Raw genomic sequence first — 26,917 nt, forward strand, 5'->3', positions numbered from 1 at the left:
CTTCGCGTGCCACGGCGCCTGCGCAGACGCCTTTTTTCCCGAGATCCCCAATGAAGAACATCCTGCTGGCGCTGCTGGGCGCCGCGGCTGTCATGGCGGCATGGCCCGCCATGGCCGGCCCTGACTGGGCCGTCATCGAGCGCGGCCGCGCTGCCGCCCGCGCGGCGCATCCGTGCGCAGATACGCACCAGCGTTCTGCCGATGCGGCACCGGCGAGCACGCCAGGCATCCCCCACCACGGCTGACCATGGCGGCGGCCGCACCGTGCCATCAGCTGTGCTGTCCGCCTCTATCGGCCAATCGCCAATACCTCGACGGCGCTTTCGTAGTCATAGCTTTCCACCGCCTCGCACAGGCGACGGAAACGATCCGCTTCCAGCACATCGGCCAGGCGCTGGCGGTTGGCGGCCAACGTCAGGCCGGCCTCGCTGGCGCCTTCCGCCAGTTGCCGGCGCAGCCGGTCGACCACATCCGCAGTGCTGGCAGCCTGGGTGGCAACCAGTGCCGCCGGTGCGGGCGTTTCCGCGGGCAAGTGCTGGCGCAGCGCATCGCACAGGCTTGCATGCGCCTGTTCCAGCGTCTGCAGCAGGGCAGCTAGGTCTGCTGCCGCCCCCCCCACCAGCGCACACTCCAGTGCCGTGGCAGCGCTGGCCACCTGCCTGGCGCCAAGATTGCCCGCCAGGCCCGCCAGCGCATGCGCCAGGCGCGCAGCCTCGGCATGCTCGCCGCCTTGCAGCAACGCACCGATCTGCTGCGGCGTGTGAGCGTAGCCAGAAAGCAGGCGCCCCAGCAACTGGCGGAATGTGTCGGTCCGCCCGCCGACACGGGCAACAGCACCGCCCACGTCCAGCATGCCCGTGGCAGCGAGTGCCTGCATCCAGTCCCCTACTGTCCCCGCAGGTTCAGCCTCGGCCACTACAGCCACCTCGGCCACTACGTTCGCCGTGGCGTCGTGCCAGTCGGCTGGCTCCTGCGTGCCCGCTCCTGTTCGTGACGGCGCGCCAGTCAGCCACCGGTGCAGCGTCGTGAAGAAAGTCGCCGGGCTGATAGGCTTGGCGATGTGGTCGTCCATGCCGGCGGCCAGGCAGCGGTTGCGGTCTTCGGGCAAGGCATTGGCGGTCATTGCCACCACCGGCAGCGAAGCCAGCCGCGGATTGGCACGGATGTGGCGCGTGGCCTCGAAGCCGTCCATGACCGGCATCTGCATATCCATGAGCACCAGGTCGTAGTCCTGCACGGCCAGCAGTTCGAGGGCGATCGCACCGTTCTCCGCCGTATCGGGCGTAATGCCGGCCTGCTGGAGCAGGTGCGTGGCCACCTCGCGGTTGATCTCGTTGTCTTCGACCAGCAGCACGCGCGCGTGCGGCAATGTCCAGCCCGGGCCGGTGACGGATCGCGCGGCACCCCGCTCCGCCATGCGCCCCGGCTCCGAAGCCAGCACGCGCATGGTGGCGTCGAACAGGACCGAGGGGCTGACGGGCTTGTGCAGCGTGGTCTCGAAGCCATTGCGCTCGCCTTCGCGCACAACCTCTTCGCGGCCGTTGGCGGTGATCATCAGCGGCCGCGGACGCTGGCTCCGCAATGACATCGCTGCCAGCCTGCGCACGGTCTCGATGCCATCCAGCCCTGGCATGCGCCAGTCGATGAACACGGCATGATAGGGGTCGGCCACCGCATCCGCATGCTGGATCGCGGACAGCGCCTTCTCGCCGGATTCGACTTCGTCCGCGCGGAAGCCGAAGCCGCGCAGCATGGACGCAATCACCTGGCGCGCATAGCCGTGGTCATCCACCACCAGCAGCCGGCGCCCGGCCAGTTCCGGTTGCACCAGCAGTGCCGGTGCGCGCCGGGTGCCCGGCTGCAGTGCCAGTTCGAACCAGAACGTGCTGCCTTTGCCGGCCTCGCTCTGCACCCCGATCCTGCCGCCCATGAGCGTCACCAGCCGGTGGCTGATGGCCAGCCCCAGCCCGCTGCCGCCATAGCGCCGCGTGGTGGAGCTGTCGGCCTGCTCGAAACTGCGGAACAGCCGCGGAATGGCGTCGGCATCGATGCCGATGCCGGTGTCCCGAACTTCGAAATGCAGCCGCACCTGCGTCTCGGCATGCTCGCCGGCACAGCGCGCCACGCGGACGACGATCTCGCCGCGCTCGGTGAACTTGACCGCATTGGTGGTGAAATTGATCAGCACCTGGCGGATGCGCAGCGGGTCGCCGCGCAGGGAATCCGGCACGTCGGGCTGCACGTCGACCACGAGTTCGAGCTGCTTGGCGGCGGCGCGTTCGCTGACGAGGTCGCCCACCGTGCGCAGCAGGCGCTCCAGCGAGAAATCGATCTGCTCGATTTCCAGCTTGCCGGCTTCGATTTTCGAGAGGTCAAGGATGTCATTCAGGATGCCCAGCAGGTGCTGGCCCGAACGCTGGATCTTCTCGACATAGTCGCGCTGCTGCGGATCGAGCTGCGTGCTGAGCGCCAGGTGTGCCATGCCGATGACCGCATTCATCGGCGTGCGGATTTCATGGCTCATGTTGGCCAGGAAGCTGGCCTTGGCCTGGGCGGCCGACTCGGCCTCGTGCTTGGCCTTGGCCAGCTCCGCGTTGGCCACGGCGAGCTCGCGGGTGCGCTCCCACACCTTCTGCTCCAGCGTCTGCGACATTTCCTTGAGTTCGCGGTTGGCTCGCTCCTGGTCGGTAATGTCGATGCCCACCGCGCCCACGCCCACCACCGCGTTGCTGGCCGGATCCTTCACCGGGAAGCGCATGACGCGCAGCTCGCGCGTGCCTTCCGGCGCCGCCATGGTGTAGACCTGCTCCTCGGCCCGGCCCGTGGCCATCACGCGTGCTTCGATCTCCCAGCGCTCCTGGGTGCCGTCGGGCATGACCGCGAGCTCGCGGTCGGTCTTGCCCAGCACCTGGTCGCGATCCAGGCCGAGCAATGTCTCCATCGACGGATTGAGCTGCAGGAACGCGTGATTGCGGTCCTTCAGGTGCATGATGGCAGGCGAGTGGTCCAGCAAGGCGCGCAGCCGCTCTTCGCTCTGTGCCAGGCGATGCTGGCTCTTGCGCAGCGTCCAGGCCGCCACGCCGATCAGCAGCATGATCGCGCCCGCCATGCTTGCCACCACGGTGCGCGTGGACAGGTAGGAGCTGAGCGCTTCCTCCATGTCCTGCTCCAGGATCAGTCCGCAGTCCAATGCCGGTATCCACAGGCCGGCGCCGGCCACGCGCCGCCCCCGGTAGTCCGGGTAGCCGAACGCGACCTGCAAGGCCTCCGACTGCAATACCTGCTGCGCCATGCGCGTGAGCGGCGCCTCGTCGCCGGCGCGCCAGCTGCCATTGCCGAGATCGTGCGGCACGCGCACGCGCAGGTTGAACATGGACGCATCGCCGGGCTGGAGCAGTCCTTGCCCGACCAGTATCTCGTCGAAGCGGCTCGGCGAATTGAGCCGGCCGCCGCGGTCGATCACATAAAGCTCGCCCGTGTTGCCGAAGCGCGCGGCCTTGAGGATCTGCAGCATCACCGCATACGGGTCGATGCGCAGGCAAAGCGCACCGATGACGCGGTCATGGTCCCACAGGCGCGAGCACACGACCTGGAACGGGCTGCGGCCCACCGGGCCGACCGGTCCGTCCGCCAGGATCGGCCCCGGGTATGGCGCGGACACCGACGCGCCATTCTCGCGCGCCCGTGTGGCCGCCGCCGCGGCTTCGGGCTGCAGCGGCTGTCCGCTGCGCTCCACCAGATCCGAGACGACGATGCGGTTGTCCATCGAGATCAGGCCGTAGCCGATGTACCCGTTGGAGCGATACAGCGGCGTGATCCAGTCAGCGAATTCGCGAATCCGCGCGGGACTGGGGTCCGCGCCATTGGCGAGCAGCGGCCGGGCAAGCTGGATCGTCGCCTCGAGCGTGCTCATCGACACGGCGCGGCGGCGCTGCTCGCTCGCCCACGTTTCGAGCTGCCGGGCGGTGGTGTTGACGGTCGCACCCAGGCGCGCGCCGACGCTGGCCTGCTCGTTCTGGCGCACCATCGACATCGCGGCGAACGCCACCAGCCAGACAGCCAGGATCAACAGTGCGCCGTAGGCCAGCAGGGAGCCGCGCAGCCAGAAGCCCGCGTCTTGATTAGGCTTGGACATCGTTCAGATTGCGGGCGGCAAACGGCGCTGCGGCTCGTGTTCAGGATCGGCAAAGCGCAGGGCAATGGCGTGGAATTCGTCGGCGATGCCCTGGAATGCGTCGACCATGTCGGGATCGAAATGCCGGCCCCGGCCTTCCGCAATGATGCGCACAGCCTCTTCGTGCGAGAACGCGGGTTTGTAGACACGTCTTGAAATCAACGCGTCGTAGACGTCCGCTAACGCCATGAGCCGTGCGGAAACCGGGATGTCATCGCCGGCAAGCCCCTCCGGATAGCCACTGCCATCCCATTTCTCATGGTGGTATTGGGCAATCTCCCGTGCGTAGCGCAGGAAGGAATTACGCGTACCGCACTGGGCTTCGGCGTCGGCAATGGCATCGCGGCCCAGCATGGTGTGGGTCTTCATGATCTCGAACTCTTCGGCGGTCAGCTTGCCCGGCTTGAGCAGGATGCTGTCCGGAATGCCGACCTTGCCGATATCGTGCAGCGGGGCGGACTTGAACAGCAGGTCGATGGTGCGGTCGTCCAGTTGCGCGCTGAAGTGCGGGTCGTGCCGCAGCGCGCGGGCCAGCGCCCTCACGTAGTGCTGCGTGCGGCGGATGTGGTTGCCGGTCTCGTTGTCGCGGGTTTCGGCCAGTGCGGCCAGCGCGATGATGGTGGCATCCTCGATCTGGAGGATCTCGCGCGTGCGCCGCTGGACCTCGGCCTCCAGATAGGCCGACCGGTCGCGCAGGAAATCATGCGCCTGCTTGAGCGCGAGCTGGCTGGCGATGCGTGCGCGGGCCACCGGCGGGCTCACCGGTTTCATGATGTAGTCGACGGCGCCCACCTCGAATCCGCGCGCCTCCTCCAGCTCGTCCGTGCGGGCGGTCAGGAAGATGACCGGCACATGGGCCGTGGCCGGGTTGGCCTTGAGATGGCGGCACGTTTCATAGCCGTCCATCTCCGGCATCGATACGTCCAGCAGGATCAGGTCAGGCGCCGACGACGCGGCCAGTTGCAGCGCCTTGGCGCCACGGTTGGCCACGCGCACGCGGTACTGGTCCTGCAGCATTGCCACCATGGCGGCAATGTTTTCCGGAACGTCGTCGACGACGAGGACGGTTGGTCGCTGCTCTGGGCTGTCGGCGCTCATGTTCAATGCGTAAGGTTGGCCGGCCGTCCGCTGGCGTGCGAAGCGAACCGGCACCGGATTCAGGAACCAGGCGCCCACGGGTGCGCTGCCACACCGCAGGTATCGCCATTCGAAGAATCGGCCCGAACGGGCAAAACTTGTCCCCTCCTGAAGCGGGGATTGCCAGCACGCTTATCATCGCGGCTGGCATCGGCCGGCGGGCCAGGCGGGCTCAGGCTATCGACGCCATGGCTTCCAGGATGGGCGCGGCATCGACGGGCCTGACCAGGCGCGATACCTCCCGGCCATCGCGCAGGAAGACCAGCGTGGGCCACAGCTTGACCCGGAACGAACGGCCCAGCGGGCGGCCGCTGCCGTCTTCGACCTTGATGTGCCGCAGGTTGGGATACCTGGCGAAGGCTTCCTCCAGCGCAGGCTGGGCGCGCTGGCAATAGCCGCACCAGTCGGTGCCGAACTCGAGCAGCGCGGGGCCCCGCAGGGCGTCGATTTCCTCACGCGGGGGCGCGTCGGAAAGGTATTGATCCATCATTGGCATCGCAGCGTCTCCTCCCGAAGGGGGGTAATTGTTTTTCTATGTATGCGGCCTGTTGCCTGCTGCGCAGCAACTACCGTACCGGCCGCGGAGTTTGCCATGCTACCCGCCTTCACGCCAGCTTCCTCTGGCCCGCGCATCGACGCAGCGGCGCGGCCAATGTGCAATTCCAACAATGCCGGCCCGCTCGGGCGGGCAGCTTCGTGCATAAGGAAAGAGCAAATCGTTATTTCACACGCCTGTCATGCGCGCCTTATAGTTCGCAATTCACCCGAACAAGACGGCCATGCCGGCACCTTATGCCGACGACGGCGACGCGCCGTCGTTTGCCACGCACCACCTGGCCACGCTGGCCGCGGGCCAGCCCGCCACGGCACCGGATATCATCGTGCGTGAGGACGATCCCTGCATCCTCATGTACACCAGCGGCACCACGGGCCGGCCCAAGGGCGTCGTGCACACCCACCGCAGCAAGCTGTTCCACAACGCGATGATGCATCAGGCCATGGGCCTGACGCGCGAGGACGTGGGCCTGTCGGTCGCTCCGCTCAACCATACCGCCGAGCTCCATACCGGCTTCCTGCCCCGGTTGCAGCTTGGGGCCACCCAGGTGCTGCAGCGGCGCTTCGACGCCGGCGAGGCCTGGCAACTGGTCGAAGCCGAGCGCGTCACCCATTTCTTTGCCGCGCCGACCATGGTTGGCATGCTGCCGAACCCGCGCCCGCCTCCGGGCTTAAGGTTTCAGGACTTCAGGGCTGCACAGGCCCCGGATTGGCGGATCGAGACCAGCGGTGATCCCGAAAACCCGTGCTCGGCAAGGGGTCATGCAAGCCTTGCACGTATATCGTATAGTTACGATATAAATTTTGAGCTCTGCCGATATATGGTTCGTGAATCACCGAAACGACGTGCACCAGACGTCGCCCCTGCGCAGCCCGAGATCGACGTGGATGCGATCCACAAGGCCCTGGCCAATCCCGTGCGGCGGAATATCCTTGCCTGGCTGCGAACGCCGGAAGCGTATTTCGCCGAGCAGGAACACCCGCTCGACATGGGCGTGTGCGCGGGGCTGATCGACGCGCATTGCGGGCTGTCGCAATCGACGGTCTCGGCGCACCTCGCGACGCTGCAGCGTGCCGGGCTGATCCGCGCCAGGCGCATCGGCCAATGGGTCTTCTTCAAGCGTGACGAAGAGACGATCCAGGCGTTCCTCGACCATATCCACCAGGATCTCTGATTCCTAACGGCATGGCGCTTGCCGCATCATGCCGCCGCACTGAGCGTGCCCTTCTCCCCTCCAATACGAAAGGCCAAACCACATGCCTACTCTCTTCGATCCCATCCGCATCGGCGACCTCGACCTGCCTAACCGCGTCATCATGGCGCCGCTGACGCGTTCGCGCGCCGTCGGCGGTCAGCGCGTTCCGAACGCGCTGATGGCCGAGTACTACGTGCAGCGCGCCTCGGCCGGCCTGATCATTTCCGAAGCCACGGCGGTGACGCCGCAAGGCGTGGGCTACGCCGACACGCCTGGAATCTGGAGCGATGAACAGGTGGCGGGCTGGAAGCAGGTCACCGACGCGGTCCACGCCGCCGGCGGCCGTATCTTCCTGCAGCTGTGGCACGTGGGCCGGATTTCGGACCCGATCTTCCTGGACGGTGAACTGCCGGTGGCGCCGAGCGCCATCGCCGCCGAAGGCTATGTGAGCCTGGTACGCCCGAAGCGCGCCTACGTGACGCCGCGCGCGCTGGAAACCGACGAAATTGCCGGCGTGGTCGCGGCCTACCGGCACGGTGCCGAGAACGCCAAGAAGGCGGGCTTCGACGGCGTCGAAATCCATGGCGCCAACGGCTACCTGCTCGACCAGTTCCTGCAGGACTCCACCAACAAGCGCACGGACGCCTACGGCGGCGCGATCGAGAACCGCGCGCGGCTGTTGCTGGAAGTCACCGACGCCTGCATCGAGGTGTGGGGTGCAAACCGCGTCGGCGTACACCTGTCACCGCGCGGCGACGTGCACTCGATGGGAGATTCCGATCCGGCCGCCACCTTCGGCTACGTGGCACGCGAACTGGGCAGGCGCGGCATCGCCTTCCTCTGCGCGCGCGAGGCAGTGGGCGACGATCGCCTGGGGCCGGCGCTGAAGGCGGCATTCGGCGGCGTCTATATCGCCAATGAAAAGATGACCAAGCAGACCGCCGAACACGTACTGGCCGCCGGCGACGCCGACGCGGTGGCATTCGGCCAGTTGTTCATCGCCAACCCGGACTTGCCGCGCCGGCTCCAACTGGACGCGTCGCTCAATGCGCCGCGGCCGGAAACGTTCTATCACCCGGGCGCGGAAGGCTATACGGACTACCCGGCGCTTGCCTGACGCGACTGGCCATCTCGGCTGCCGAGTTCCCGAGATGGCCGCCAGATCTGTCCTACGGGCCTGATCTGGCCGGCCGCTCGCGGACCGCGTCCAGCGGAGGCACTAGAACTCGCTGTCGCTGATTTCCCGACCCCGTGTATTGCCGCTGCGCACGGTATTGAGCGAGAGCGACATCCGGCTGTATCGCTTGCCATTCCCTTCTGCAATTTCTTCCAGCTCAAACGGCTCCGATCCGGAGATCTTTCCCGTATCCAGGTCCATATAGCGAACGTCGAAGCTGCCGGACGCAATATTGGAAAACTCGAAAGATGTGCCAGCCTTGATGAGGGCAAAACGCACCGGGATCGGGTCGCCACCATCCAGCGAGAACACCTTCAGGAAGACGTCGGACGAATTGCGCGAATTGTCGACCGTAAGCGATGACAATCCGCCCGTCTTGCGGATGGGATAGCCGGGAACGTAGCTGGACCATGCCGGCCACGACTGCCCGTTCGGCGCCGTGGGCTGGCGCACGTAGCGAGGCGGCAATCCAGGCGACTTCCACACCGTTGCGAGAGCCTCGCGCGACTCGCCAGGCGTTGCCGGCGCGGTCGCGGCCAGAGGCATCCACGCCGCAGGCTGGCTGGAAGTCTCCGCGGGCTGGCGCGGGGTCGGGATGATCAGGTAAATCGCGGCCCCCGCGACAACCAGCACGAACAGCGTCTTGGAAACTGTACGGTTGCCGGCCGGCTTTACCGCTCCCGTGGGAGCACCCGATGTCCGGGATGCCGCCGAAGCCCCGGGAGGCGCCTGACGCGCCGCCGAACCTGCCCGGGACGCCGGGACCGTGGAGGCGCCAGTGGTTGCCGAAGCCGGCCTTGCACGCTGCCCGGCATTTGCGGACGCCGCCCCTTTTGCCTTTTCCTGCGCCTGTATCCAGGCATCATGCTGGGCACGCCTTGCCGGGTCCATCAGGACCTCGTAAGCCGTGTTGATAATCGTCATGATCCGGTGAGACTCGGGCGAGTCATGGTTCCGGTCTGGATGGTGCTTTTGACTTAATGCCTTGTATGCCGCACGAATGACCTCTGGCGTGGCTTCACGAGAAATCTTCAGATTATCGTAATGGGTATGCATTCTCGACGCCGGCGCTAAAAGATCGACACCGATTTTACCGTCCGCGCAGTAACAAGGGAATCACCGGCTCGCGATGACATATGGCAAAACGAAAAAAACAATCCATGAAGGCGGTCACCACTTCCGGGTCAAAATGCGTGCCGCTCCCGGCGGCAATGCGTCATGCGACGCTGACCGCGATCGTTGTTGAGGCGAAGGTGAGTGGCGGTGACCTTTTCGAGGCGATTGAAGCAGTGATGCCGTGGCATGTCTTCTCCGAATCGGGACATCCACGCCCAGGTTCACCAACTCGGTCATCTTTCAGCGTGTCGATTGCCCGGGATTGGTAAATTTCAGAGAACAATATTCTTGCCCGATGCCGGCTCGGGCGCCGGAGGCTCTTCGCCGAGCAGGCTCATGAGTTCCTGTTCTAATTGCCGGCAGATTCGCGTAATCGGAACATCGTTGGCATTCCCTTCGAACGGATTCTCGGTGCTTTCCCCCACCTGCTCCAAAGCGAGATACATCCAGGAAACCATCGTGCTGAAGGGGATGATCAACCAGATCATATTGCCATGCATGATTCCAGAAATACTATCGTTGAGCTTGTCGAATTCCTTGATGAGCCCAAACGGGAGCAACAGACAAAAAATCCGAACGAACAGAATGTTGACGGTCGCATACTGCCTGGGGTACGGGTGATTCTTGATGCGTTCCGCCCTGCCTTGCTGCTCGAAAAAATCCCGGATCGCTCTTTCAAACTCCATATAGCACGTATGGTTGATCTCGCCGGCATCCAACAGGCGCCGGATCGCTCCCGCTTGCATTGCCAGCAATCGAGCGGCCTTGTTCTCAATGTGCAAAAGCGAATCGAGTTCGGCCCGCGCCAGATATCTTTCAAGCACCGGTGCCAGGGGAGTTTCCCACTCAGAAACGCGGAAGTGCTTCTTCTGAAACTCCACATTGAAGATTCTGCCTGCATTTTCCCACTGCCTGGGACTTCTTAGCTGGTAACGGAGCGCCGTCAACCACGCACAATGCCGGAGCACCAGCTCTCGCCCCGTCGCTGGCGCTGTCGGGAAATCGCGACTGATGACGCCCCATAACCGGCTGCCATTCAGAATAGCCGTCCAGATATGCTCCGCCTCCATGACCCTGTTATAGGTCTGGACGTTTTTGAACCCTACGATGAACGAGGTCGCGGTGCCCAACAGCACGACAACCGGCAGCGGAATCGTCAGCCATTTCACTCCCAGCACCTGATAAAGAACGATCGCAAACGCCCCCCAGGCGAGTAACGCGTACAACAGTCTTCTCGACCAGAAGAGAAATGCGGTCAGCGGGTACGATCTTCCTGAATACATGGGCGTATCTCACCAGTCAGGCAACGTACATGGCGGGTTTCGGGGCATTCCCGTCTTTGCGCCGAAGGGTGATCTCATCGATCCGATCTTATCGGAATACCCGCTGTATCAACGTCACCGCCACGCCAGCAAGTCCGAGCATTGCGACCAGTCCGAAATAGTCGATATGCGCCAGCAGGGCTGACTCGCGGGCCACCATCCGGGCGACTTCGGCCGTCGCCATCTGCGCCGCCTGCGCAGCACCGGCCACGTTGGTCAAGGACTCCTGGAGCTTCTGCAATGTCTCCACACGCACGGGGTCGCCGAACGCCACCATATCTCCGCACGAAAGACGAAGATCTCAGTTTCCGAATGGGGTCGTCAGTTCCGTCTCGTTCGTGTCTACCACGAACACCGCCAGGAGCTTGGCCGGCTTCGTCTCGCTGCCATTGGCGCTGACCTTATGGCGATCGCCCGGCAGCTCGGAGAAGCTCTGTCCGGCCTTGTAGGTCGTCACCGGTCCGTCGTTGACCTGACTACGGATTTCCCCTTCAAGCACGGTCGCGTAGATGAAGGCGGATTTGGCATGCGTGTGCCCAGGCGAGTAGCCGCCCGGGCCATATTCGACGAGCACCCCCTTGATGCTCTTGCCGGGAACATTCGGCAGCTCGTGCTGGTAGACGACGGTCACCTTGGCGTTCTTTGACTTCGGCGCCTCCGCGAGAACACTGCCGAACGGCAGGGTGGCGACAAGCAGCGAACAGAGGATGCGTTTCATGGAAGTTCCTATTCTTCAGTTGGCATATGTGGGGTCAGCGCCCTGCCTGCGAGCGGCGGAGCCATCGTCGAGACCGGCGGCTACTTCACCGGCGTCAGGATCGGCGCGCCCTTTTTCTTGAGCAGGAGCACGACAAACTTTGCTGGCTGTGTATTGCTGGCGTTGCGTCCGACCGTGTGGATATCGTTCGGACGTTCCTGGAAGGTTTCGCCTGCCTTGAGCGTCACCTCCTTGCCGCCCCTGACGCCCATGACAATGCTGCCCTCGAGCACATAGACGAAGGCGTGCGCATCATGGCGATGCACGGGATCGACGGCGCCGGGTGGATACTCCACCATGATCATCGTGGCCTCCTTACCCGGGTAATCGGGCAACGCCTCCGTGAGCAACGGCGTGACAATGGCCTCCGGCGCCGCGGCGGCCGGCTGTGCAACCATAAAGCATGACACCATCATGGTTGCCGCAATGGATGCGACCGTCTTCATGGCTTCACTCCAGATTGGCCTTGTCGAGCCCGAACGCCTTGTCCGATGAACCGGGAACCATGCGGAACGCCACATTCAGGCGGTTCCAGGTATTGATCCCTCCCACTAGGAATGTGAGATCCGACAGTTCCTTCTCGCTGTACTGGGTGCGCACGCGATCATAGATTTCATCGGGCACGCCATGGGCCGGAATGTTGGTCAGCACCTCGGTCCAGGCCAGCGCGGCTCGTTCGCGCGGCGAGAACAGTGTCGACTCGCGCCAGATCGCCACATGATGCAGTCGCAATTCGCGCTCACCGTGGATCTTCGCCATCTTGATATGCATGTCGACGCAGAACGCACAGCCATTGAGCTGCGATGCGCGAATCTCGACGAGCTCGCGAATGGGCTGTTCGATCGTGGTGTTCTGGAACAGCGCGCTGAATTCCAATAGCTTCTTGGACAATTCCGGGGATTGCTGGAAGTAATTCGTACGTTGGGTCATGGTCTGGCTCTCGGTGATTTGACTACGGTTCTGTTTACTCAACTTGTGCTGATTGCATGGGCATGCGCGCTTCGGACTATTTCTGTTGGGATTGACGCATCCATTCCTCGAAGCCGATGCGCCCGAGGCGCGCCTCGCCCAACGGCACGAGCGAATGCTCCTCGACCCGGCCGCCGAAGTATCGGGCCTCGGGGTCGCGCACGACTTCACGCGGGTCACCAACCGCCTTCAGATAACGGGCGACGATTTCGTTGAACGGGGCACGCTCCGGGCCGGCGATCTCGACGATGCCATTTCGCGGCGGCGCGAGGGCTACATCGGCAACGATGGCTGCAACGTCGTCCGACGCAATGGGCTGGAACAGACCGGGCGAAACGCTGACGATGTTTCCTTTCGCACTGGAATCGGCGATGCCACCGAGGAAATCCATGAACTGGGTCGAGCGGATGATGGTGTAAGGGATGCCGGAGCCCTCGATGAGCTTCTCTTGCGCGACCTTGGCGCGGAAGTATCCATTGTCCGGCATCCGGTCGGTGCCGACGATGGAAAGCGCGACATGGTGCCGGACGCCCGCGGCATTCTCAGCCGCGTGAAGGTTGTGGCCGGAGGTCTCGAAGAATTCCAGAACTGCCTTGTCTTCAAACGATGGGGAATTGGCGAGGTCGATCACCACTTGGGCGCCACTCAGGGCCTCCTGGAGCCCCTCGCCGGTAATGCTGTTGACACCACTCCTGGGCGAGGCCGCGACAACCTCGTGGCTACCCTGGCGCAGAATGTGGACAGTCTTCGAGCCGATCAGGCCGGTCCCGCCGATGATGACAATCTTCATAATGCTTCTCCATGTTCAGGCACGTGGAACGATCCCACGAAGCCATGTTAGGTAAGGCGATGCCCCCGCGCCAGATCGACTCGAGGCACACCGAGTTTCCCGTCCGGCATCAATCCAGATGCGGCGCAGCGCCGCTTGTCCTCGGTGCTGGAATAATCGGGCAGCAGCAACTTGAGCGGCTTCATTGCAGTGCCATGCAGAAGTGGAGGCCCGTGGCGAGCAACCCGGAACGGAAGTAAAAGCGTTGGGCCAGCGCGTTCGCGAGCCCTGTGTCCAGGACAAGCCGCTGGCAGCCTTCTGTGCGTCCGCGCTCACGAAGCGCTCGCAGCAGAAGCTCGCCGTGGCCCTGCCCCCGGCCTTCGGCTGTGGTGATCAGATCGTCGACATACAGGAAGCGCCCGTGGATCAGGTTATCAAGACGCCGATATCCGGCTAGCGCAACAGGCTTGCCATCGTCCCAGAGCGCGAGCAACCGGTAGCCTTGTCCACCTTGCAGCGTGACGGTGGCCAGAAAGTCCTCCGGCGTTTGCAGCTTGGCGCGCAGTTGCCGCATGACAGGGAAACAGGCAAGGATGTCAGCCTCCGTCTCCGCATGTCTGAGCGTCAGGTTGTTTGTCATGATGCCGATGAGTGATGGATTGCATAGGCTTCAATGTAGTGGAGCGATGACACAGTCGACAGGCACATATTTATCGTTTTTGACTAGGCCATCGACACTGGACGCTATGACCTAAGAGTGGTTTGTCATACGATCGACCAGGCGGCGAATGACAGGCGCTACGCGGCTGCTCCAACCTATTCTGCCAACCGCTGCACGGCTTCGTTGGTATCCCAAAGCGCGTTTGCGATGAAGCGGAAGTTGACCAGTGCCGCGTGATACCCGTCGCCTTCCGGTAGCTTCGGCCCTGCTACGGCGTCGCGCACGACAGCAACTTCGAAACCTTGCTCCAGCAGATCCCGCAAATGGGATTCGACGCACAGATTGGCAGCCATGCCCGCAAGGATCACCTGGTCGACGCGCTGCTTGCGCAACTGCAGGGCAAGGTCGTTGGCCTGCGGGCCGTACAGCTTGTGTGTGGAGCAGATGATGGTCTTGCCATCCTCGATATACGGCTTGAACTCCGGCATGAAGTCAGCGCCCGAGTCGCGGAATCCGTCCAGGTTCAGCGCGCCCGGACGTTCGAACATGCCGATGGCGTGCTGGAACATTTCGGCAGGGCCCTGCACTTTCCATGTGTGATCATGGGGAAAGTAATAGTGGGGAGAAATGGCGACCGTGATGCCCGCCTGTTTTGCGGCCTTGAACAGACGGACCAGGTTGGCCACCAGGTTCTGCTCCATCGCGCTTTCTCCGACCACGCCCCAGCTACGGCCTTCGGGGCTCATGAAGTCGATCTGCGGGTCAATCACAACGAGCGCGGTACGTGGCAGGTCCAGCGTCATGCTGGACTTCGGCAGAGCGGGATCAACGGGATCTGCATAGGGGGCGTGGTGATTGCACATGGGAAGTTCCTCTTATGGTGAGTCCAGTCTGCCGGCGCCTTCCTGGGGCCCGGCAGATGCGGCGTCGTTTCAACTACGGATGAATGCCAACAGGTCGGCGTTGAACCTGTCCTTGTGCGTGTCGGTGAGCCCGTGCGGCGCACCGGGGTAGACGATCAGCTTCGAGTTCCTGACGAGCTTTGCCGATGCACGTCCGGCGGCGTCGATCGGCACGATCTGATCGTCGTCGCCGTGGATGATCAGGGTCGGCACGTCGATCTTCCTGAGGTCCTCAGTGAAATCGGTCTCAGAAAATGCCTTGATCGAGTCGTACGTACTCTTGTGTCCACCCTGCATGCCCTGCGCCCACCAAGCGTCGATCAACCCCTGCGACGGCTTTGCACCAGGGCGGTTGAAGCCATAGAAGGGTCCCGCCGGCACGTCCTTGTAGAACTGGGACCGATTGGCAAGTTGTGCGGCACGCAGGCCGTCGAATACTTCGATTGGCAGTCCGCGCGGATTGGCGGCGGTCTTCACCATCAAGGGCGGCACGGCTGAAACCAGCACCACCTTTGAAACGCGTCGCGTACCGTGCCTGCCGATATACCTGGCCACCTCGCCTCCGCCCGTGGAAAAGCCCACCAGGATGGCGTCCCGCAGGTCGAGTGTCTCGAATACAGTAGCCAGGTCGTCGGCATAGGTATTCATCTCATTGCCATTCCATGGCTGGCTTGAACGACCGTGACCACGACGGTCATGTGCAACGGCACGGTACCCTTCCGAAGCAACGAGGATCATCTGGGATTCCCAACTGTCCGAACTCAGTGGCCAGCCATGACTGAACACGACCGGGCGGCCTGCACCCCAGTCCTTGAAGTAGAGCTGGGTACCGTCCTTTGCCGTGATGTAGCTGCCTGAGGCCTTGCCGTGTGCCGCTGCAGGACTCGCCCCCTTTGCCGATGTTGCTGCCGCAGCAGGTCCGGGCACCCCGGACGCTACCAGCGCGCTGGCTGCGGCCGCGCTGCCGAGCAGCAGGTTACGCCGCGATACGCCTTGGCTAAGGCTGCGATTTGAAGACATGATGAGACTCCTTTCCAGGCGCATAAGCGCATTTGTTTATATAAATGACCAGTCGTCTTTTTAAAACCGTAAAAAAATTTCAATACAACAACCTCATAAGCGTCACTTGCTGAAATCGTTGGCAGGCGTCGCCGTTGCGCTCGATCTTGCTGCGCAGCACCGCCCCCTCCCAAGCTTCGATAATGATGGGCGCGAGCTGTGCGGAATCACAATCCGCCGGCAGCTCCTGACGCATCCTGGCCTCATCAAGGCAGGCCGCGATCATGCCTTCCCAGCGCGCCAGAATGCGCTCCAGAACCGTTCGGACTTCGCCGCTGACATTGGACAATTCGAGGGAAAGGTTCCCGACAAGGCACCCGAGCTTGAATTCTTGCGCCGCATGGTCCGCCACCAGCAACTCGAACAACTTTTCAATTCTGGCCAACGGCTTGATGCGGGCGTCGTGCATCACTTTGCCGTGGCGTTGTTCAATGGACTCCCAGTACGTTTCGAGCACTTCGGCGGCAAACGCTTCCTTGCTATCGAAATAGCTATAGAAAGACCCCTTGGGAACATTCGCGGCAGCTACGATGTCCTGCACGCCGGCCCCATTGAAACCGGCGCTGTGAATCACCCTGCCACCGTCGATAAGCAGTCGGTTACGGATTTCAGGATTGGCGGGTCTTGGCATGTCGCGGCGGTCGGAAGCAGATGGAAAGAACAATAGACGACTGGTCGTTTATTTGTCAAGCACCCGATGACGATCGTCTATGCTTTCAGCGCGCGCATCAGTTCCGCAACCAGGCGATCGGCTTCGTCCTGACTGCGGAGATTGGTAAAACCCATCAGCAAGCCACGCCGCCCCGGTGCGCCATGCCGCCAGGCAGTCAGCGAATGGACTGCGAAGCCTGCCTCGCGCGCGCGACGGGCCATGACCAGGTCGTCAAGCTCATCCCCGACGTCGACCAGCAGGTGCATGCCGCCATCCTGCAAGCAAACTGTCAATCCATCCTGTTCGTATGGAGCCAGCGCTTGAGCCAACATTGCGCGGCGCTGCGCGTAGAGCGTTCGCATGTGCTTGATATGGCGTGCGAAATGCCCCTCGGCGATAAACTCGGCCGCGACGGCCTGCAACAATTCGGGACAGCCGCCATGCACCGTCCGCCTGCAGGCCAGATCAACAGTTGCAACCTGATTTTGCGGCACGACTAAATATGAGAGCCGAAGTCCCGGGTACAGCACCTTGCTAAGTGTGCCGCAATAGATGACCCGGTCACATGTGTCCAGGCTCTTCAGCGCTGGCAACGGGTGGCCACGGTAACGATATTCGCCATCGTAGTCGTCCTCGATGACCCACGCGCCTTGATCGCCGGCCCAGTCGAGCAATTCGATGCGCCGCTGCAATGTCAGAGCAACGCCAGTCGGACTCTGGTGCGATGGCGTTACTACGGCCAGGCGCGCATCTGGAAAGTGCTGGCGCCCGTATGCGACGTCGAGGCCCTGGTCATCGACTGGCACATTCAGGACTTGCAATCTTGCGCGCCTGAGCGACTGGGCTGTCGGAGGATAGCCAGGTTGCTCAACCCAGGCGCTGGTCCCGGTCAGCGCAAGTGCATCCAGAATCAGTGCAAGGCTGGCGGTATATGCAGGAACGACGAACACCTGGTGCGGCCGAGCATCGATGCCGCGCGAGCGTTGCAGGTACGCCGCCAGCGCTTCCCGCAGAGGACCAAAGCCGGCTGGCGCGGGCTTGGCAAGCGAGCCGGCCTTGCGAACGTGCTGCGTCAGCAGCCTGGTCCACAGTTTCCGCGGGAACTCGTCAAGCGCGGGGAGGCCGAGCTGGAACGGCGCGGGAACGCCACCGTCCATTTCGATGGAAACCTCGGTGGAATCTGGCTCTGGCGGCGTGTTGACGGGATTGGGGGCAGCATCCAGGCGGTGGGGACGCGGTGACGTGATCTTTTCGGAAACGAAGGTACCTGCCGGACCTTTGGCCATCAGGTACCCCTCGCCCAACAGCCTGTCGTAGGCAACCTGCACGGTGCCGCGGGCGACCCCAAGCTCCCCTGCAAAAGCACGCAAGGACCCCACCCGCTGCCCGGGTTTCAGTTGGCCCGACTCGATCGATGCACGAATCCGGGTATAGATTTGCTCGTGCAGCGGTACTGTACCGGATGCGTCCCGAACCGGTGAACTCGTCATGGCCTGGTCCCAATAACAAGAAGCAGCGCGCCCGTAATGCGGACTGCGAGGAAAACTGGAAGTCGCCAATCACCCAGACTTCCGGGAGCCCAATCGAATGAACACCCATAAGAATGCCCGACTCACCTTTGCCCGTCGACTGGAAATGGGCATTGATGACGGACATTGGACTGGCGCCAGTAAGTGGGCGCCCCGCGGTGAACTGCGCTCCTACTGCTGTTTGCACATGTGGCGCTCAAGAATTCCGCCCGCGTCAGACGGGCCGACGGCCCTCCCAGGCGTTCTGCAACAGTTCGCGGATCGCCCCGGCTTCGAGTGGGCGCGGATTCGGGTACTGGTTCTGCAAAGCGATCTCGCACGCTTTGTCGAGCTCATCCTCCCGCATTCCGATCTGGTGCAACCCGAGCGGGGCACCGGTCGTACGTGCCAGATCGAAAGCACCTTGTGCCGCATTGGCGGTACCCAGGGCCTGCGCGATGGAGGCCATCGCCCCCGGCGCCGCCTTCGCGTTGTAGGCAAGCGCGTGCGGCAGGATGATGGTGTGCGTTTCGGCATGCGGCAGGTTGAAGCTGCCGCCGAGCGTGTGGCAGAGCTTGTGATGCAACGCCACGCCCACGCTGCCGAGCACGGCGCCACACAACCACGCTCCGTACAGTGCTTCCGCACGCGCCTGGTGCAACACGGCCGTATCCCGTTCGGTGACGAGCACCGGCAGCGCGGCCGCGATGGCCCGTATCCCCTCCCTCGCCATCAGGTCCGAAATCGGGCTGCGGTCGTGGGCGTACAAGCCCTCGGCGGCGTGGGCCAGCGCGTTGATGCCACTGGTGACGCTGACCGCAACCGGCAGCGAGTAACTGAGTTCAGGGTCATAGATGACGGTGCGCGGCAGCACTCTCACGTCAGTGCCTGTGCGCTTCAGGCCCGCATCGGTGAGGCCGTAGATCGCTGTCATCTCCGACCCGGCATAGGTGGTGGGAATCGCCAGCACCGGCAGGCTCATCTCGAGGGCGATGGCCTTGGCGAGCCCCGTGGTCGAGCCGCCGCCGATCGCTACCACGCTGTCGGCGCCCAAATCGAATGCCATCGCGCAAGCTGCGCGCGCCGTCTCGACCGGCACGTGCATCACGGCACGATCGAAGATGCCAATCGCGCGAGCACCGAGCAGGTCCACCACACGTTCAGCCAGCGGGCGCTGCTCGGGTGTACTGAGTACCAGGACACTGGACGCGCCCAGCGTATCGATTTCCTTGCCAATCTGCTGGATTGTGCCGGCGCCGAAGACGATGCGCTGGGCACGGGAGGAGTACTGGAATGCGTTCATCGTGTGGTCTCCAATGCTGCGGGATGGTTCAGGCCAGTCAGAGCGATATGCGGGCCATGGCCCAGATTCGGTTGCCTTCGGGGCGATTGCGGGCACCGAACTCGAACTGCCCTTTGAGCGAGAAGCTGACTTTATCGGTGAGCTGGAAGCAGATATCCGGCCCCAGCGCCGTGACGCGGCCACGGTTGCCGTGGCCGTTGACGCGCGCACCGTTCTGCGTGTCGTCAGTGGTCTGGACGTAGTAATAGCCGTTCAGGCCCAGCGTCAGCCTCGGCGTAACGTGGTAACCGGCACTGAATTCGATGGTGGCTTCGTCACCCGACTGATAGTGGGTGGCTTCGTTGCGAGTGTTGAAGCCGTACCGGAACTTGGCGCTGATGTCGACATTGCGTGTCGGGAACCAGGTGAAGGCGTAGCTGGGTGCAATCTGGTAGTAGTTGCGACCGATATTGACGGGGTCATGGACATCGTAGGCGCCGGTCTTGAGGTGGAACTCGACGCCCGCCATCTGGTGAAATGAGCCGCTGTGCCAGCCGAGAATCACCGGCGCCAATGTCATGTCGGCCAGGCCGGTCTTGTTGCCGCCTTTGTCGAGCGGCGGCAGGGGTGCTGGCCTGGCCACCGACATGTCGAGATTCGCCGACACGATGGGTACCACCACGCGCGTTTCCAGATTGGCGCCGAACACCCTGACGCCAGGCCAGACATACGATAGCCGAGGCGCCAGCGCATCGAGGCGCAGGTGGAAACTGGCCAGCTTCGGGTTGTCGTGGCCGGTGTTGTCCTTGGAGCTGCCCGCATCGTAGTGCTGGTAGAACAGCAGCCAGTTGGCGCCCTCGGGCAGCATCAGGCCGGAATACAGGTTGTCGACACCGATGGGGTAGGAGTTGCCGCCACCCTCAGTGGCGCGTGCCGGCACGCTGCCCGCCGCGCATGCGGCGACGAGCGCCAGCCGCCCGAACTGGACCGGCAGCAGTGCGCGTGCCCGCCGGACCTTCGTGCCATCTATTAAATCCATTTGCCACTCCGAAAGACCGCGTGAAACACCTGCCCGGCTGGCGCGGTGTGTGGTTGCAGCCGCGCCGCCCGCGAGGGCGGCGCACCGGGTTCCGGTGCTAGCGGGCCGGATTCAGCACGAAGTCGAAGTCGAGCCGGTAAGTGCCATCGGTCAGGCGAACCCAGTCGCCGATCAGTGACTTGCGCACGCCGAACACTGCGTCAGAATCGAGATACCTGTCGCCGCGCCTGAAGACGTGCGTCACGAGGGTCTCATAGCCAGGGGCCTTGATCATGAAGTGCAGGTGCGCGGGCCGCCATGGATGGCGGCCCGTGGCGCGAAGCAGCTCACCGACGGGGCCGTCATCAGGAATCGGATAGGCCTGCGCCACGATGGTGCGGAAGTGAAACCGGCCATCATCGCCCGACTTCAGCACGCCGCGGCCCTGCGCCACTTCAAGCCCTTCGTACTGCACGTCATAGTGGCCGTCAGCATCCGCCTGCCAGGTTTCCACAACGGCATCGGCAATCGGCCGCCCGTCCACGCCTGTGACCCGTCCGTAGACCACGCAGGGCTCGCCCTTGGCGCCGTTCGCCAGATCCGCACCATGCTCGTAGTGCGGCGCCCCCTCGACGTGGAAGGGCCCGAAGACGGTAGATTCGGTGCAGCCATCCGGCTTTTCGTGGTTCATCGCCACGGTCAGCATCGACAGGCCTAGCACATCGCTGAGCAGAATGAACTCCTGACGCTTGTCATCGCACATCTGCCCGGTGGCGGTGAGGTAGTCGATACCACGTTTCCATTCGGCCTCAGTCAGCCTCACCTCGCGTGCGAAGTCATGCAGGTGCTGCACCAGGCTGGTCATGATTTCCTTGGTGCGTACATCGGGCGTATCGGCCAGGCGTGCGATGACGGCCTTGGTCAGGTTATGCTGGTCAAACTCTTGCATGGCGAAACTCCAGGCCGCTAGGCGAGTTGGCAGGCCTGGTCGAACGACAGGCGTGGACTGCGGGCGAACACCTTTTCGGGGTCGCCGTGGCCAAGGCCGCAGATGAAGTTCGAGCGGATGCTGGTGCCGGCGAAGAACGCCTGGTCGACGGCCTGGTTGTTGAAACCCGACATGGGGCCGCAATCCAGGCCCACTGCGCGCGCCGCGGCGATGAGGTAGCCGCCTTGCAGCGTGCCGTTGCGGAATGCCGTGGTGTGGGCGAAATCCACCTTTTCGTCGCCCTCGAACCATGCCTTGACCGCGGGGTTATGCGGAAACAGCTCCGGCAGGTGCTCGTAGAAGCGCGTGTCGTAACCGACGATAGCGACTACCGGCGCGGCCATTGTCTTCTCGACGTTGCCCGGTGCCAGTGCCGGACGCAGTTTCGCCCGGCCTTCCTCGGTGCGCACGAACACCAGCCGGGCCGGCGAGCAGTTGACCGAGGTAGGGCCGAACTTCATCAGCTCATACAGTTCCCGCAGCTTGCTGTCGGGTACAGGCGTGGGCAGCCAGCCGTTCTGGCTGCGCGCGCCGCGGAAGATCTTGTCGAGCAGTTCATTGGTTTGCATGTTGCACTCCTTGCATGGTTCAGGTGGTCCGGCCGGACGGGACCGGCCGGAAGGTCATGCGGTTACACAGTCATCGTGCCGCTCAGGGCGAGCTTTTCCTGGTGGCGCGCCGAATCCAGCGCCTGGGCGTAGCCGGCTGTGGCCTTGTATTCGCTCTCGTGGTCATCGCCGAGTTCGATGCCGCAGACCTTGCGGGCCAGGGTGCCGTAGGGGCCCGCGGCCGAGAACTCGGCGCGTTGCATGGTCAGCATGCGGATGGCCTGCAGCGGCGTGCCGTTGAAGTTCTCAAAGACGAACAGGCGGTTGCCCCAGTCGGTCAGGAACAGGTCGCGGATCACGCGGCCGATCTTCACGCGGTCGTGCGGCTTGCCGACCGGGCCGTTGTTCATGCGCTCGAACCACCCGTTCAGGGCCTCGTCGTTCCACTGGTCCTCGCTGGCGAAGATCAGCGCGCTGCGCCCGGAGAGGTCGACCAGCTCATAGATCATCTGCGAGAAGTTCTCCAGGTAGAGGGCGCGGCCGAAGTCGTAGATCAGGATGTTTGGCTTGTAGGCGCCCCCCGGCGTATGGAAGCCCAGTTCTTCGCTGGCGACGATGTGCGCCAACATGGCCTGGTGGAAGCCGATCAGCTTGGCCACGCGTGTCTGCACTGCCGGGATCTTGTTGGTGCCGATATGCTCGGTGATCAGGATCGCCAGGCCGGCCATCAGTTCGGCGCGCACCGACTGGCGGATGAGGGCGTGATAGTGCAGCCAGTCGAACACACGCTGCGGGTAGAGCTTGGCGTGCTCGGGATTGCCCAGGTGGAACACGTGCGACCAGGGGATGAAGACGTTGTCGAATACCGTCATGCCGTCCAGTTCGTCGCCCTGCGAGGCCAGTGGGTGCTCGATGCGGTCGTCCTTGACCACGCTCTCACGGCAGACGATGGTCACGCCGGGGGTATTGACCGGGGTAGCGGCAAAGATGATCTGGTCACCCGGGATACCGGGGCGGAAAAACACCCCGATGTGGATCCAGTCGGCAAAGGCGACGCCGGTGCCGATCGCCTTGACACCCGACACGATGATGCCCTTGTCGTTCTTCTCGATGACGCGTAGCCCGGGCGAGCGTTGCTGGGCATCCGGGCTCGAGCGGTCCATCTGCGGGTCGACGAACTGCGGCGCGCAGTTCAGGTCGTGCTGCTTGGCGAAGTTGACGAAGTCGACGATATTCTTCGCCTTGATTTTTCCCTCGGCACCGATCGTCTGCGTTTCCCACGGCGACGGATCGTCGATGTAGGTCTGGAGTACATAGTTGTTGACATCCGGCGTGCGCGGGAACGAGGCGCCGGCCATCTCGCGCATGATGGTCTCGTGATATTTGCGTTTGCGGCGAAGCTGCTCCTTGTCGAAATGGCCGAACCATTGCATGGTGCGGCGTTCGCCGTCAGTGTCGACGAAGGTCATCACGTCCTGCAGGTCGGGACGATGGTGCAGGTCGTAGAAGTCGGCGTGGCGCTGCGCATAGTCCCGCGTCTTGGGGTGCGTCGCGACGTTGTCGATCTTCTCGTTGCCGACCCAGACGTTGCGGCCGTCGTTGAGCGATTCCAGGTACTGCTTGCCAGTGCGAATCATCGCGAGGTCTCCTTGGTGGGTTTTCGGGGTGTGACAGTCCCTGCCCTGGAGAAGGGCATACGGATAGGTCTGTGGAAATTCGGGTGCTGCGGGGCGTGCGCGTCAGGCCGCGACCGGCTGCGTGGTGGCGTAGCTGCGGCGGCAGTAGACCAGCGGCGTGTTGTTGCTGCTTTCGGCGCCGGCGCTGCCGAATACCTGCGCGACGAAAACGCTGTGGGTGCCGATCTCGATCTGGTCGACGACCTTGCAGTCGAGCGCGACCATGGCGGATTTGCTGTATGGGGCGCCGGTAGCGAACACACCCCAGCTGTCACCGTCGAAGCGCTGCGCCATCGGCACCGCACCAGCCCCGGCGAACAGCTGGGACACCGCAGTCTGGCTGGCGTGCAGCCAGTTGATGCTGACCACGCCGTTGGACTTGATCACGCTGTTTGCGGCACTGCGGCGGTTGATGCAGAAGAGCACAGTGGGCGGCGAGTCGCTGACCGAACAGACCGCCGAGCACGTGACGCCGGCACGGCCGCCAGCGCCGTCGGTAGCGATGACGGTCACGGCGGTTGCGGCACGCGACAAGGCATCGCGGAAGCTGGCGGCATCGATGGCGGCATCGGTAATGTGACTCGCGACGGCTTCAATGGATACTGCGGACGACATGGCGATCTCCTCCTCTTGGGGGCCTTCATCCATGCGCTGCGACAGCGCGTGGATGAAATTTCGTCTCTGGAAAGCTGCTTTCTGATCTGCGTCAGCTGTGTGAAACTAGACTACAGCCGAGCCGGCCCGTTTGCTAATCACCTCGCATCATGGACACTATTCCGCAGCGTCATGAAGACGAACTCAGCCTGAACCACCTGCTGGTGCTGGATGTGCTGCTGAGCGAGCGCAGCCTCACCAAGGCGGCGCGAGTGCTCAATCTGACCCAGCCGGCGCTGAGCAAGACGCTGGCGCGGCTGCGCCACTATTTCGGTGATCCGCTGTTCGTACGGGTGGGGCTGCGCATGGAGCCGACACCCAAGGCGCTGGCGCTTGGCGAGCCGGTGCGGGCGATTCTCCAGAGCGTGCGTGCACTGCGCTCGGACCATGTCAGCTTTGATCCACGCACCAGCCAGCGCAGCTTCAGCTTCTTCCTGCTCGATGCCGGCGCGTCGCAGATGCTGCCGCGGCTGCTGAGCCGGCTGTCGGAGGAAGCGCCGGGCATCCTGGTGCAGGCGGTCAACGCAGATGCCACGCATCTCGATGTCTGGCTGGAGAATGGTCTTGTCGATCTGGCGATCGGCTCGTTCCCCACGCTGACACAGAGCATCCGCCGGCAATTGCTATGGCACGAAACCTACGGTGCCGTCGTGCGCAAGGACCATCCGCGGCTGGCACAGCTTGGCGAGCCGGGTGCCTTCGTCGCCGAGAAGCATGTGCTGGTCTCCGCGGTCGGTACCGGCCACGAACACCTCAGCGTCGAGCGCGCCATCGAAGCCGCCGTGCCGCACACCAACATCGTCTGCCGCGTGCCGAGTTTCGCCACTGCGGCCCTGATCGCGCGTCATTCAGACGCCGTGGCGATCCTGCCGCTGACATTGGCCCGCGCGCTATGCGAGGACCTGGACCTGGCGGTGGTGACGCCACCGCTGACGCTGCCCGGCATGGACATCGCCCAGCACTGGCACGATCGCGTGCACCGGGAGCCGGGCAACCAGTGGATCCGGGGGCTGGTGCACAGGCTATTTGCCCGCCACGAAGCCGTGGCGGGCGTGGCAGCCGAGGCCGGCGTGGAGGGATGAGCGCTGGTTATAGTCGTCATAAAGGCAAGGGATTGGCGTCCTGCGCTACCGCCTCCTAGCATGTGGTTCATGACAAAAGGAGGAGACCATCATGCAGGTGACAAGGGGGGACACCCCGCTGCGGCTTGCGGCATCCGTCGTTTCGATCGGCACTTTCGACGGCGTGCACCGCGGGCACCGCGCCGTCCTGGCTGAGTTGCGCGCCACCGGGCGTTCGCTCGGGCTACCGACCGTGTTGCTGACATTCGACCCGCATCCACGCGCGTTCCTGCAGCCGCAGAGTGCGCCCCGCATGATCTCCACCGTTGATGACCGGATCGCGCTGCTGGCTGAAAGCGGCGCCGTCGACCACTGCCTGGTGCTGCGGTTCGACCGCGCCGTCAGCGAAGCCAGCGCGGATGACTTTGTGCGCGAATTGCTGCTGGCGCGTCTGGGCATGCGGCGGCTGGTGGTCGGTGCGAATTTCCGTTGCGGACGGGGACGGCAGGGCGACGTCGATTACCTCGGCCAGCTTGGCAAAGCCAGCGGGTATACCGTCGAGCCGGTGCGACTGCAGGCCACCGATGTAGCCGGCGCAGGCGTGCGCTGTTCATCCACGGAGGCCCGCCGCCTGATCCAGAGTGGCGACGTGCGCGCTGCTGCAGCGTTGCTGACGCGTCCGCATGAGATCCGCGCCATGGTAGTGGCCAGGGCGCCCGCCCGCGCCAGCGGCGCGGCGGAGATCCGCCTCCCGACGGGTATCTGCCTGCCGCCTGCAGGGCAATATGCTGGCGCGGTCCGCGCCCAGATTGGCGCCCGACGCTGGAGCCCGGCGCTCTTGCATCTGGCGGAGGCGGACGGCATGGCGCGCGTGTTCAGCGACGCGCAGTTCGCGCCGACGCCGGGCAGCGCGGTGTCGGTGCGCTTCTTCGGCGCGGCGCCGGCGAAGCTGTGCTCGGATGGCAAATGACCGCGTCTAGTGTCTTGTCCGGCATTCGGCCCAAGGATCACCGTGTTGAAAGTGTCGGCCGTGGCCGATAAGTCTTCCGACCCGATTCGGGTCGGGCGGCGGAACGGATTGACATATCCATCTCCGCCCTCAGTCGCATGGGAAAGGGCTGCAATACGGCCCGCCTCAACGGTGCAAGTCAATCAGGTTGCCAACGATGATCAAACATATTGTGATGTGGAAGGTGAAAGGTTCGACTCCGGAAGAAAGAAGCGAGGGCGTGCGTCGCATACAGGCGGCGTTCAACGGACTAGTTGGAGTCATCCCGGGTCTTATGGCTCTGGAGGTGGGCCCCGACGTCAGTCACATCGAATACGCGTGCGATGTGGTGCTCTACACGGAGTTCGAATCCAGGGAGGCACTAGACTCGTACGCAACCCATCCTGATCACCTGAGGATCAAGCGCGAACTGGCTGATGTCAGGATCGCCCGTCACCAAGTGGACTATGTCATTGACTAGCAGGCGGGTATGCGCGAGGCCTTCGCGCACGCAGCGAAGAGTCGCCGGACCCGGCGATCCGGATTGCGACGTCGAAGCCGGCCGCTACCACGTCGCCCCAACAACTTCTGATCCCGGGACCGATCACGGGAATCGCCAGACCGATCATCCTCTGACGGGGTAGTCGTCCTTTTTGTGCAAAATCTTACGGTTTCCTCCGGATTTTCCTTGTGAATCAATGGGTTGAAAATCCGCCGATTTCGCAAGTGCCGTCCTTTTTGTGCAAAA

At 63.5% G+C, this 26,917-nt stretch carries 28 protein-coding genes and 1 pseudogene; 8 read left to right on the forward strand and 21 right to left on the reverse strand.

The window, feature by feature from the left end; genetic code table 11:
* The first annotated feature begins 50 nt into the window (after nt 1-50).
* Nucleotides 51-245: a hypothetical protein gene (locus LDO29_RS24765; protein WP_224082388.1), complete on the forward strand. Its 195-nt coding sequence runs from the start codon at nt 51-53 to the stop codon at nt 243-245.
* Nucleotides 246-289: 44 nt separating this feature from the next.
* Here the strand turns inward: LDO29_RS24765 and LDO29_RS24770 are convergent, their stop codons facing one another.
* The 3 genes from LDO29_RS24770 to LDO29_RS24780 form a co-directional block, all read right to left on the reverse strand.
* Nucleotides 290-4,135, reverse strand: a complete 3,846-nt coding sequence (locus LDO29_RS24770; RefSeq protein WP_224082389.1) for a response regulator — start codon at nt 4,133-4,135, stop codon at nt 290-292.
* Nucleotides 4,136-4,138: 3 nt separating this feature from the next.
* A complete protein-coding gene (locus tag LDO29_RS24775; protein ID WP_224082390.1) occupies nt 4,139-5,272 on the reverse strand; it encodes a response regulator in 1,134 nt (377 codons plus the stop codon).
* A 211-nt stretch (nt 5,273-5,483) separates the two neighbouring features.
* On the reverse strand, nt 5,484-5,807 hold the full coding sequence (locus LDO29_RS24780) for a thioredoxin family protein (RefSeq protein WP_224082391.1): 324 nt from the start codon (nt 5,805-5,807) through the stop codon (nt 5,484-5,486).
* Nucleotides 5,808-6,090: 283 nt separating this feature from the next.
* Between LDO29_RS24780 and LDO29_RS28250 the strand changes: the two are divergent.
* The 3 genes and pseudogenes from LDO29_RS28250 to LDO29_RS24795 all read left to right on the forward strand — a co-directional run.
* Nucleotides 6,091-6,519: pseudogene (locus tag LDO29_RS28250) on the forward strand (AMP-binding protein); the annotation flags it as partial.
* A gap of 168 nt (nt 6,520-6,687) precedes the next feature.
* Entirely contained in the window at nt 6,688-7,041 is a 354-nt protein-coding gene (locus tag LDO29_RS24790) for an ArsR/SmtB family transcription factor (RefSeq protein ID WP_224082417.1), read from the forward strand.
* 82 nt (nt 7,042-7,123) lie between these two features.
* The gene (locus LDO29_RS24795) at nt 7,124-8,179 is read left to right on the forward strand and encodes an alkene reductase (RefSeq protein ID WP_224082392.1); all 1,056 of its coding nucleotides are present in this window, start codon (nt 7,124-7,126) and stop codon (nt 8,177-8,179) included.
* A gap of 102 nt (nt 8,180-8,281) precedes the next feature.
* Here LDO29_RS24795 and LDO29_RS24800 read toward each other — a convergent pair whose 3' ends face one another.
* Entirely contained in the window at nt 8,282-9,295 is a 1,014-nt protein-coding gene (locus tag LDO29_RS24800) for a J domain-containing protein (RefSeq protein ID WP_224082393.1), read from the reverse strand.
* An 80-nt stretch (nt 9,296-9,375) separates the two neighbouring features.
* Here LDO29_RS24800 and LDO29_RS24805 point away from each other — a divergent pair, with 80 nt between their 5' ends.
* Nucleotides 9,376-9,624 carry a hypothetical protein gene (locus LDO29_RS24805; RefSeq protein ID WP_224082394.1) on the forward strand — a complete coding sequence of 83 codons (249 nt, stop codon included), beginning with the start codon at nt 9,376-9,378 and terminating at the stop codon, nt 9,622-9,624.
* Nucleotides 9,625-9,627: 3 nt separating this feature from the next.
* Here LDO29_RS24805 and LDO29_RS24810 read toward each other — a convergent pair whose 3' ends face one another.
* The 17 genes from LDO29_RS24810 to LDO29_RS24890 form a co-directional block, all read right to left on the reverse strand.
* A complete protein-coding gene (locus tag LDO29_RS24810) occupies nt 9,628-10,638 on the reverse strand; it encodes a bestrophin family protein (RefSeq protein WP_224082395.1) in 1,011 nt (336 codons plus the stop codon).
* A gap of 88 nt (nt 10,639-10,726) precedes the next feature.
* A complete protein-coding gene (locus LDO29_RS24815; protein WP_224082396.1) occupies nt 10,727-10,954 on the reverse strand; it encodes a hypothetical protein in 228 nt (75 codons plus the stop codon).
* Between the two features lie 24 nt (nt 10,955-10,978).
* Nucleotides 10,979-11,395 (reverse strand): cupin domain-containing protein, encoded by a 417-nt coding sequence (locus tag LDO29_RS24820; RefSeq protein WP_224082397.1) that lies wholly within the window; start codon nt 11,393-11,395, stop codon nt 10,979-10,981.
* Between the two features lie 80 nt (nt 11,396-11,475).
* Nucleotides 11,476-11,880: a cupin domain-containing protein gene (locus tag LDO29_RS24825; RefSeq protein WP_224082398.1), complete on the reverse strand. Its 405-nt coding sequence runs from the start codon at nt 11,878-11,880 to the stop codon at nt 11,476-11,478.
* Between the two features lie 4 nt (nt 11,881-11,884).
* A complete protein-coding gene (locus LDO29_RS24830) occupies nt 11,885-12,364 on the reverse strand; it encodes a carboxymuconolactone decarboxylase family protein (RefSeq protein WP_224082399.1) in 480 nt (159 codons plus the stop codon).
* 76 nt (nt 12,365-12,440) lie between these two features.
* Nucleotides 12,441-13,193 (reverse strand): SDR family oxidoreductase, encoded by a 753-nt coding sequence (locus LDO29_RS24835; RefSeq protein ID WP_224082400.1) that lies wholly within the window; start codon nt 13,191-13,193, stop codon nt 12,441-12,443.
* A 181-nt stretch (nt 13,194-13,374) separates the two neighbouring features.
* Nucleotides 13,375-13,812 (reverse strand): GNAT family N-acetyltransferase, encoded by a 438-nt coding sequence (locus LDO29_RS24840; RefSeq protein WP_224082401.1) that lies wholly within the window; start codon nt 13,810-13,812, stop codon nt 13,375-13,377.
* Nucleotides 13,813-13,988: 176 nt separating this feature from the next.
* Entirely contained in the window at nt 13,989-14,696 is a 708-nt protein-coding gene (locus tag LDO29_RS24845) for a cysteine hydrolase (RefSeq protein ID WP_224082402.1), read from the reverse strand.
* A gap of 69 nt (nt 14,697-14,765) precedes the next feature.
* Nucleotides 14,766-15,755, reverse strand: a complete 990-nt coding sequence (locus LDO29_RS24850) for an alpha/beta fold hydrolase (protein WP_224082403.1) — start codon at nt 15,753-15,755, stop codon at nt 14,766-14,768.
* A gap of 79 nt (nt 15,756-15,834) precedes the next feature.
* The gene (locus LDO29_RS24855; RefSeq protein ID WP_224082404.1) at nt 15,835-16,425 is read right to left on the reverse strand and encodes a TetR/AcrR family transcriptional regulator; all 591 of its coding nucleotides are present in this window, start codon (nt 16,423-16,425) and stop codon (nt 15,835-15,837) included.
* A 77-nt stretch (nt 16,426-16,502) separates the two neighbouring features.
* Nucleotides 16,503-17,936: a MocR-like pyridoxine biosynthesis transcription factor PdxR gene (gene pdxR / locus LDO29_RS24860; protein ID WP_224082405.1), complete on the reverse strand. Its 1,434-nt coding sequence runs from the start codon at nt 17,934-17,936 to the stop codon at nt 16,503-16,505.
* Between the two features lie 253 nt (nt 17,937-18,189).
* Entirely contained in the window at nt 18,190-19,257 is a 1,068-nt protein-coding gene (locus LDO29_RS24865) for a maleylacetate reductase (RefSeq protein WP_224082406.1), read from the reverse strand.
* A gap of 37 nt (nt 19,258-19,294) precedes the next feature.
* Complete coding sequence (locus tag LDO29_RS24870) at nt 19,295-20,275, reverse strand: SphA family protein (RefSeq protein WP_224082407.1); 981 nt, start codon at nt 20,273-20,275, stop codon at nt 19,295-19,297.
* Nucleotides 20,276-20,372: 97 nt separating this feature from the next.
* Nucleotides 20,373-21,203 (reverse strand): intradiol ring-cleavage dioxygenase, encoded by an 831-nt coding sequence (locus LDO29_RS24875; protein WP_224082408.1) that lies wholly within the window; start codon nt 21,201-21,203, stop codon nt 20,373-20,375.
* A 17-nt stretch (nt 21,204-21,220) separates the two neighbouring features.
* Nucleotides 21,221-21,811 carry a malonic semialdehyde reductase gene (locus tag LDO29_RS24880; protein ID WP_224082409.1) on the reverse strand — a complete coding sequence of 197 codons (591 nt, stop codon included), beginning with the start codon at nt 21,809-21,811 and terminating at the stop codon, nt 21,221-21,223.
* Nucleotides 21,812-21,873: 62 nt separating this feature from the next.
* Nucleotides 21,874-23,427 carry a 4-hydroxyphenylacetate 3-hydroxylase family protein gene (gene tcpA / locus LDO29_RS24885; protein ID WP_224082410.1) on the reverse strand — a complete coding sequence of 518 codons (1,554 nt, stop codon included), beginning with the start codon at nt 23,425-23,427 and terminating at the stop codon, nt 21,874-21,876.
* 102 nt (nt 23,428-23,529) lie between these two features.
* Complete coding sequence (locus tag LDO29_RS24890) at nt 23,530-24,081, reverse strand: flavin reductase (RefSeq protein WP_224082411.1); 552 nt, start codon at nt 24,079-24,081, stop codon at nt 23,530-23,532.
* Nucleotides 24,082-24,230: 149 nt separating this feature from the next.
* On the opposite strand from LDO29_RS24890, the gene LDO29_RS24895 reads away from it, so the two are divergent.
* The 3 genes from LDO29_RS24895 to LDO29_RS24905 all read left to right on the forward strand — a co-directional run bounded on the left by LDO29_RS24895 (nt 24,231) and on the right by LDO29_RS24905 (nt 26,650).
* On the forward strand, nt 24,231-25,202 hold the full coding sequence (locus LDO29_RS24895) for a LysR family transcriptional regulator (RefSeq protein WP_224082412.1): 972 nt from the start codon (nt 24,231-24,233) through the stop codon (nt 25,200-25,202).
* Nucleotides 25,203-25,293: 91 nt separating this feature from the next.
* The gene (locus LDO29_RS24900) at nt 25,294-26,151 is read left to right on the forward strand and encodes an FAD synthetase family protein (RefSeq protein WP_224082413.1); all 858 of its coding nucleotides are present in this window, start codon (nt 25,294-25,296) and stop codon (nt 26,149-26,151) included.
* A gap of 196 nt (nt 26,152-26,347) precedes the next feature.
* Nucleotides 26,348-26,650, forward strand: a complete 303-nt coding sequence (locus LDO29_RS24905) for a Dabb family protein (RefSeq protein ID WP_224082414.1) — start codon at nt 26,348-26,350, stop codon at nt 26,648-26,650.
* Nucleotides 26,651-26,917: the final 267 nt, after the last annotated feature.

This window comes from Cupriavidus laharis, from assembly GCF_914271435.1.
GTDB lineage: Bacteria > Pseudomonadota > Gammaproteobacteria > Burkholderiales > Burkholderiaceae > Cupriavidus > Cupriavidus laharis.

Excerpts from the sequence above, each read along its gene's own strand:
- LDO29_RS24765 (WP_224082388.1), top strand. The coding sequence starts at position 51 with ATGAAGAACATCCTGCTGGCGCTGCTGGGCGCCGCGGCTGTCATGGCG.
- LDO29_RS24770 (WP_224082389.1), bottom strand. The coding sequence starts at position 4,135 with ATGTCCAAGCCTAATCAAGACGCGGGCTTCTGGCTGCGCGGCTCCCTG.
- LDO29_RS24775 (WP_224082390.1), bottom strand. The coding sequence starts at position 5,272 with ATGAGCGCCGACAGCCCAGAGCAGCGACCAACCGTCCTCGTCGTCGAC.
- LDO29_RS24780 (WP_224082391.1), bottom strand. The coding sequence starts at position 5,807 with ATGCCAATGATGGATCAATACCTTTCCGACGCGCCCCCGCGTGAGGAA.
- LDO29_RS24790 (WP_224082417.1), top strand. The coding sequence starts at position 6,688 with ATGGTTCGTGAATCACCGAAACGACGTGCACCAGACGTCGCCCCTGCG.
- LDO29_RS24795 (WP_224082392.1), top strand. The coding sequence starts at position 7,124 with ATGCCTACTCTCTTCGATCCCATCCGCATCGGCGACCTCGACCTGCCT.
- LDO29_RS24800 (WP_224082393.1), bottom strand. The coding sequence starts at position 9,295 with ATGCATACCCATTACGATAATCTGAAGATTTCTCGTGAAGCCACGCCA.
- LDO29_RS24805 (WP_224082394.1), top strand. The coding sequence starts at position 9,376 with ATGGCAAAACGAAAAAAACAATCCATGAAGGCGGTCACCACTTCCGGG.
- LDO29_RS24810 (WP_224082395.1), bottom strand. The coding sequence starts at position 10,638 with ATGTATTCAGGAAGATCGTACCCGCTGACCGCATTTCTCTTCTGGTCG.
- LDO29_RS24815 (WP_224082396.1), bottom strand. The coding sequence starts at position 10,954 with ATGGTGGCGTTCGGCGACCCCGTGCGTGTGGAGACATTGCAGAAGCTC.
- LDO29_RS24820 (WP_224082397.1), bottom strand. The coding sequence starts at position 11,395 with ATGAAACGCATCCTCTGTTCGCTGCTTGTCGCCACCCTGCCGTTCGGC.
- LDO29_RS24825 (WP_224082398.1), bottom strand. The coding sequence starts at position 11,880 with ATGAAGACGGTCGCATCCATTGCGGCAACCATGATGGTGTCATGCTTT.
- LDO29_RS24830 (WP_224082399.1), bottom strand. The coding sequence starts at position 12,364 with ATGACCCAACGTACGAATTACTTCCAGCAATCCCCGGAATTGTCCAAG.
- LDO29_RS24835 (WP_224082400.1), bottom strand. The coding sequence starts at position 13,193 with ATGAAGATTGTCATCATCGGCGGGACCGGCCTGATCGGCTCGAAGACT.
- LDO29_RS24840 (WP_224082401.1), bottom strand. The coding sequence starts at position 13,812 with ATGACAAACAACCTGACGCTCAGACATGCGGAGACGGAGGCTGACATC.
- LDO29_RS24845 (WP_224082402.1), bottom strand. The coding sequence starts at position 14,696 with ATGTGCAATCACCACGCCCCCTATGCAGATCCCGTTGATCCCGCTCTG.
- LDO29_RS24850 (WP_224082403.1), bottom strand. The coding sequence starts at position 15,755 with ATGTCTTCAAATCGCAGCCTTAGCCAAGGCGTATCGCGGCGTAACCTG.
- LDO29_RS24855 (WP_224082404.1), bottom strand. The coding sequence starts at position 16,425 with ATGCCAAGACCCGCCAATCCTGAAATCCGTAACCGACTGCTTATCGAC.
- pdxR (WP_224082405.1), bottom strand. The coding sequence starts at position 17,936 with ATGACGAGTTCACCGGTTCGGGACGCATCCGGTACAGTACCGCTGCAC.
- LDO29_RS24865 (WP_224082406.1), bottom strand. The coding sequence starts at position 19,257 with ATGAACGCATTCCAGTACTCCTCCCGTGCCCAGCGCATCGTCTTCGGC.
- LDO29_RS24870 (WP_224082407.1), bottom strand. The coding sequence starts at position 20,275 with ATGGATTTAATAGATGGCACGAAGGTCCGGCGGGCACGCGCACTGCTG.
- LDO29_RS24875 (WP_224082408.1), bottom strand. The coding sequence starts at position 21,203 with ATGCAAGAGTTTGACCAGCATAACCTGACCAAGGCCGTCATCGCACGC.
- LDO29_RS24880 (WP_224082409.1), bottom strand. The coding sequence starts at position 21,811 with ATGCAAACCAATGAACTGCTCGACAAGATCTTCCGCGGCGCGCGCAGC.
- tcpA (WP_224082410.1), bottom strand. The coding sequence starts at position 23,427 with ATGATTCGCACTGGCAAGCAGTACCTGGAATCGCTCAACGACGGCCGC.
- LDO29_RS24890 (WP_224082411.1), bottom strand. The coding sequence starts at position 24,081 with ATGTCGTCCGCAGTATCCATTGAAGCCGTCGCGAGTCACATTACCGAT.
- LDO29_RS24895 (WP_224082412.1), top strand. The coding sequence starts at position 24,231 with ATGGACACTATTCCGCAGCGTCATGAAGACGAACTCAGCCTGAACCAC.
- LDO29_RS24900 (WP_224082413.1), top strand. The coding sequence starts at position 25,294 with ATGCAGGTGACAAGGGGGGACACCCCGCTGCGGCTTGCGGCATCCGTC.
- LDO29_RS24905 (WP_224082414.1), top strand. The coding sequence starts at position 26,348 with ATGATCAAACATATTGTGATGTGGAAGGTGAAAGGTTCGACTCCGGAA.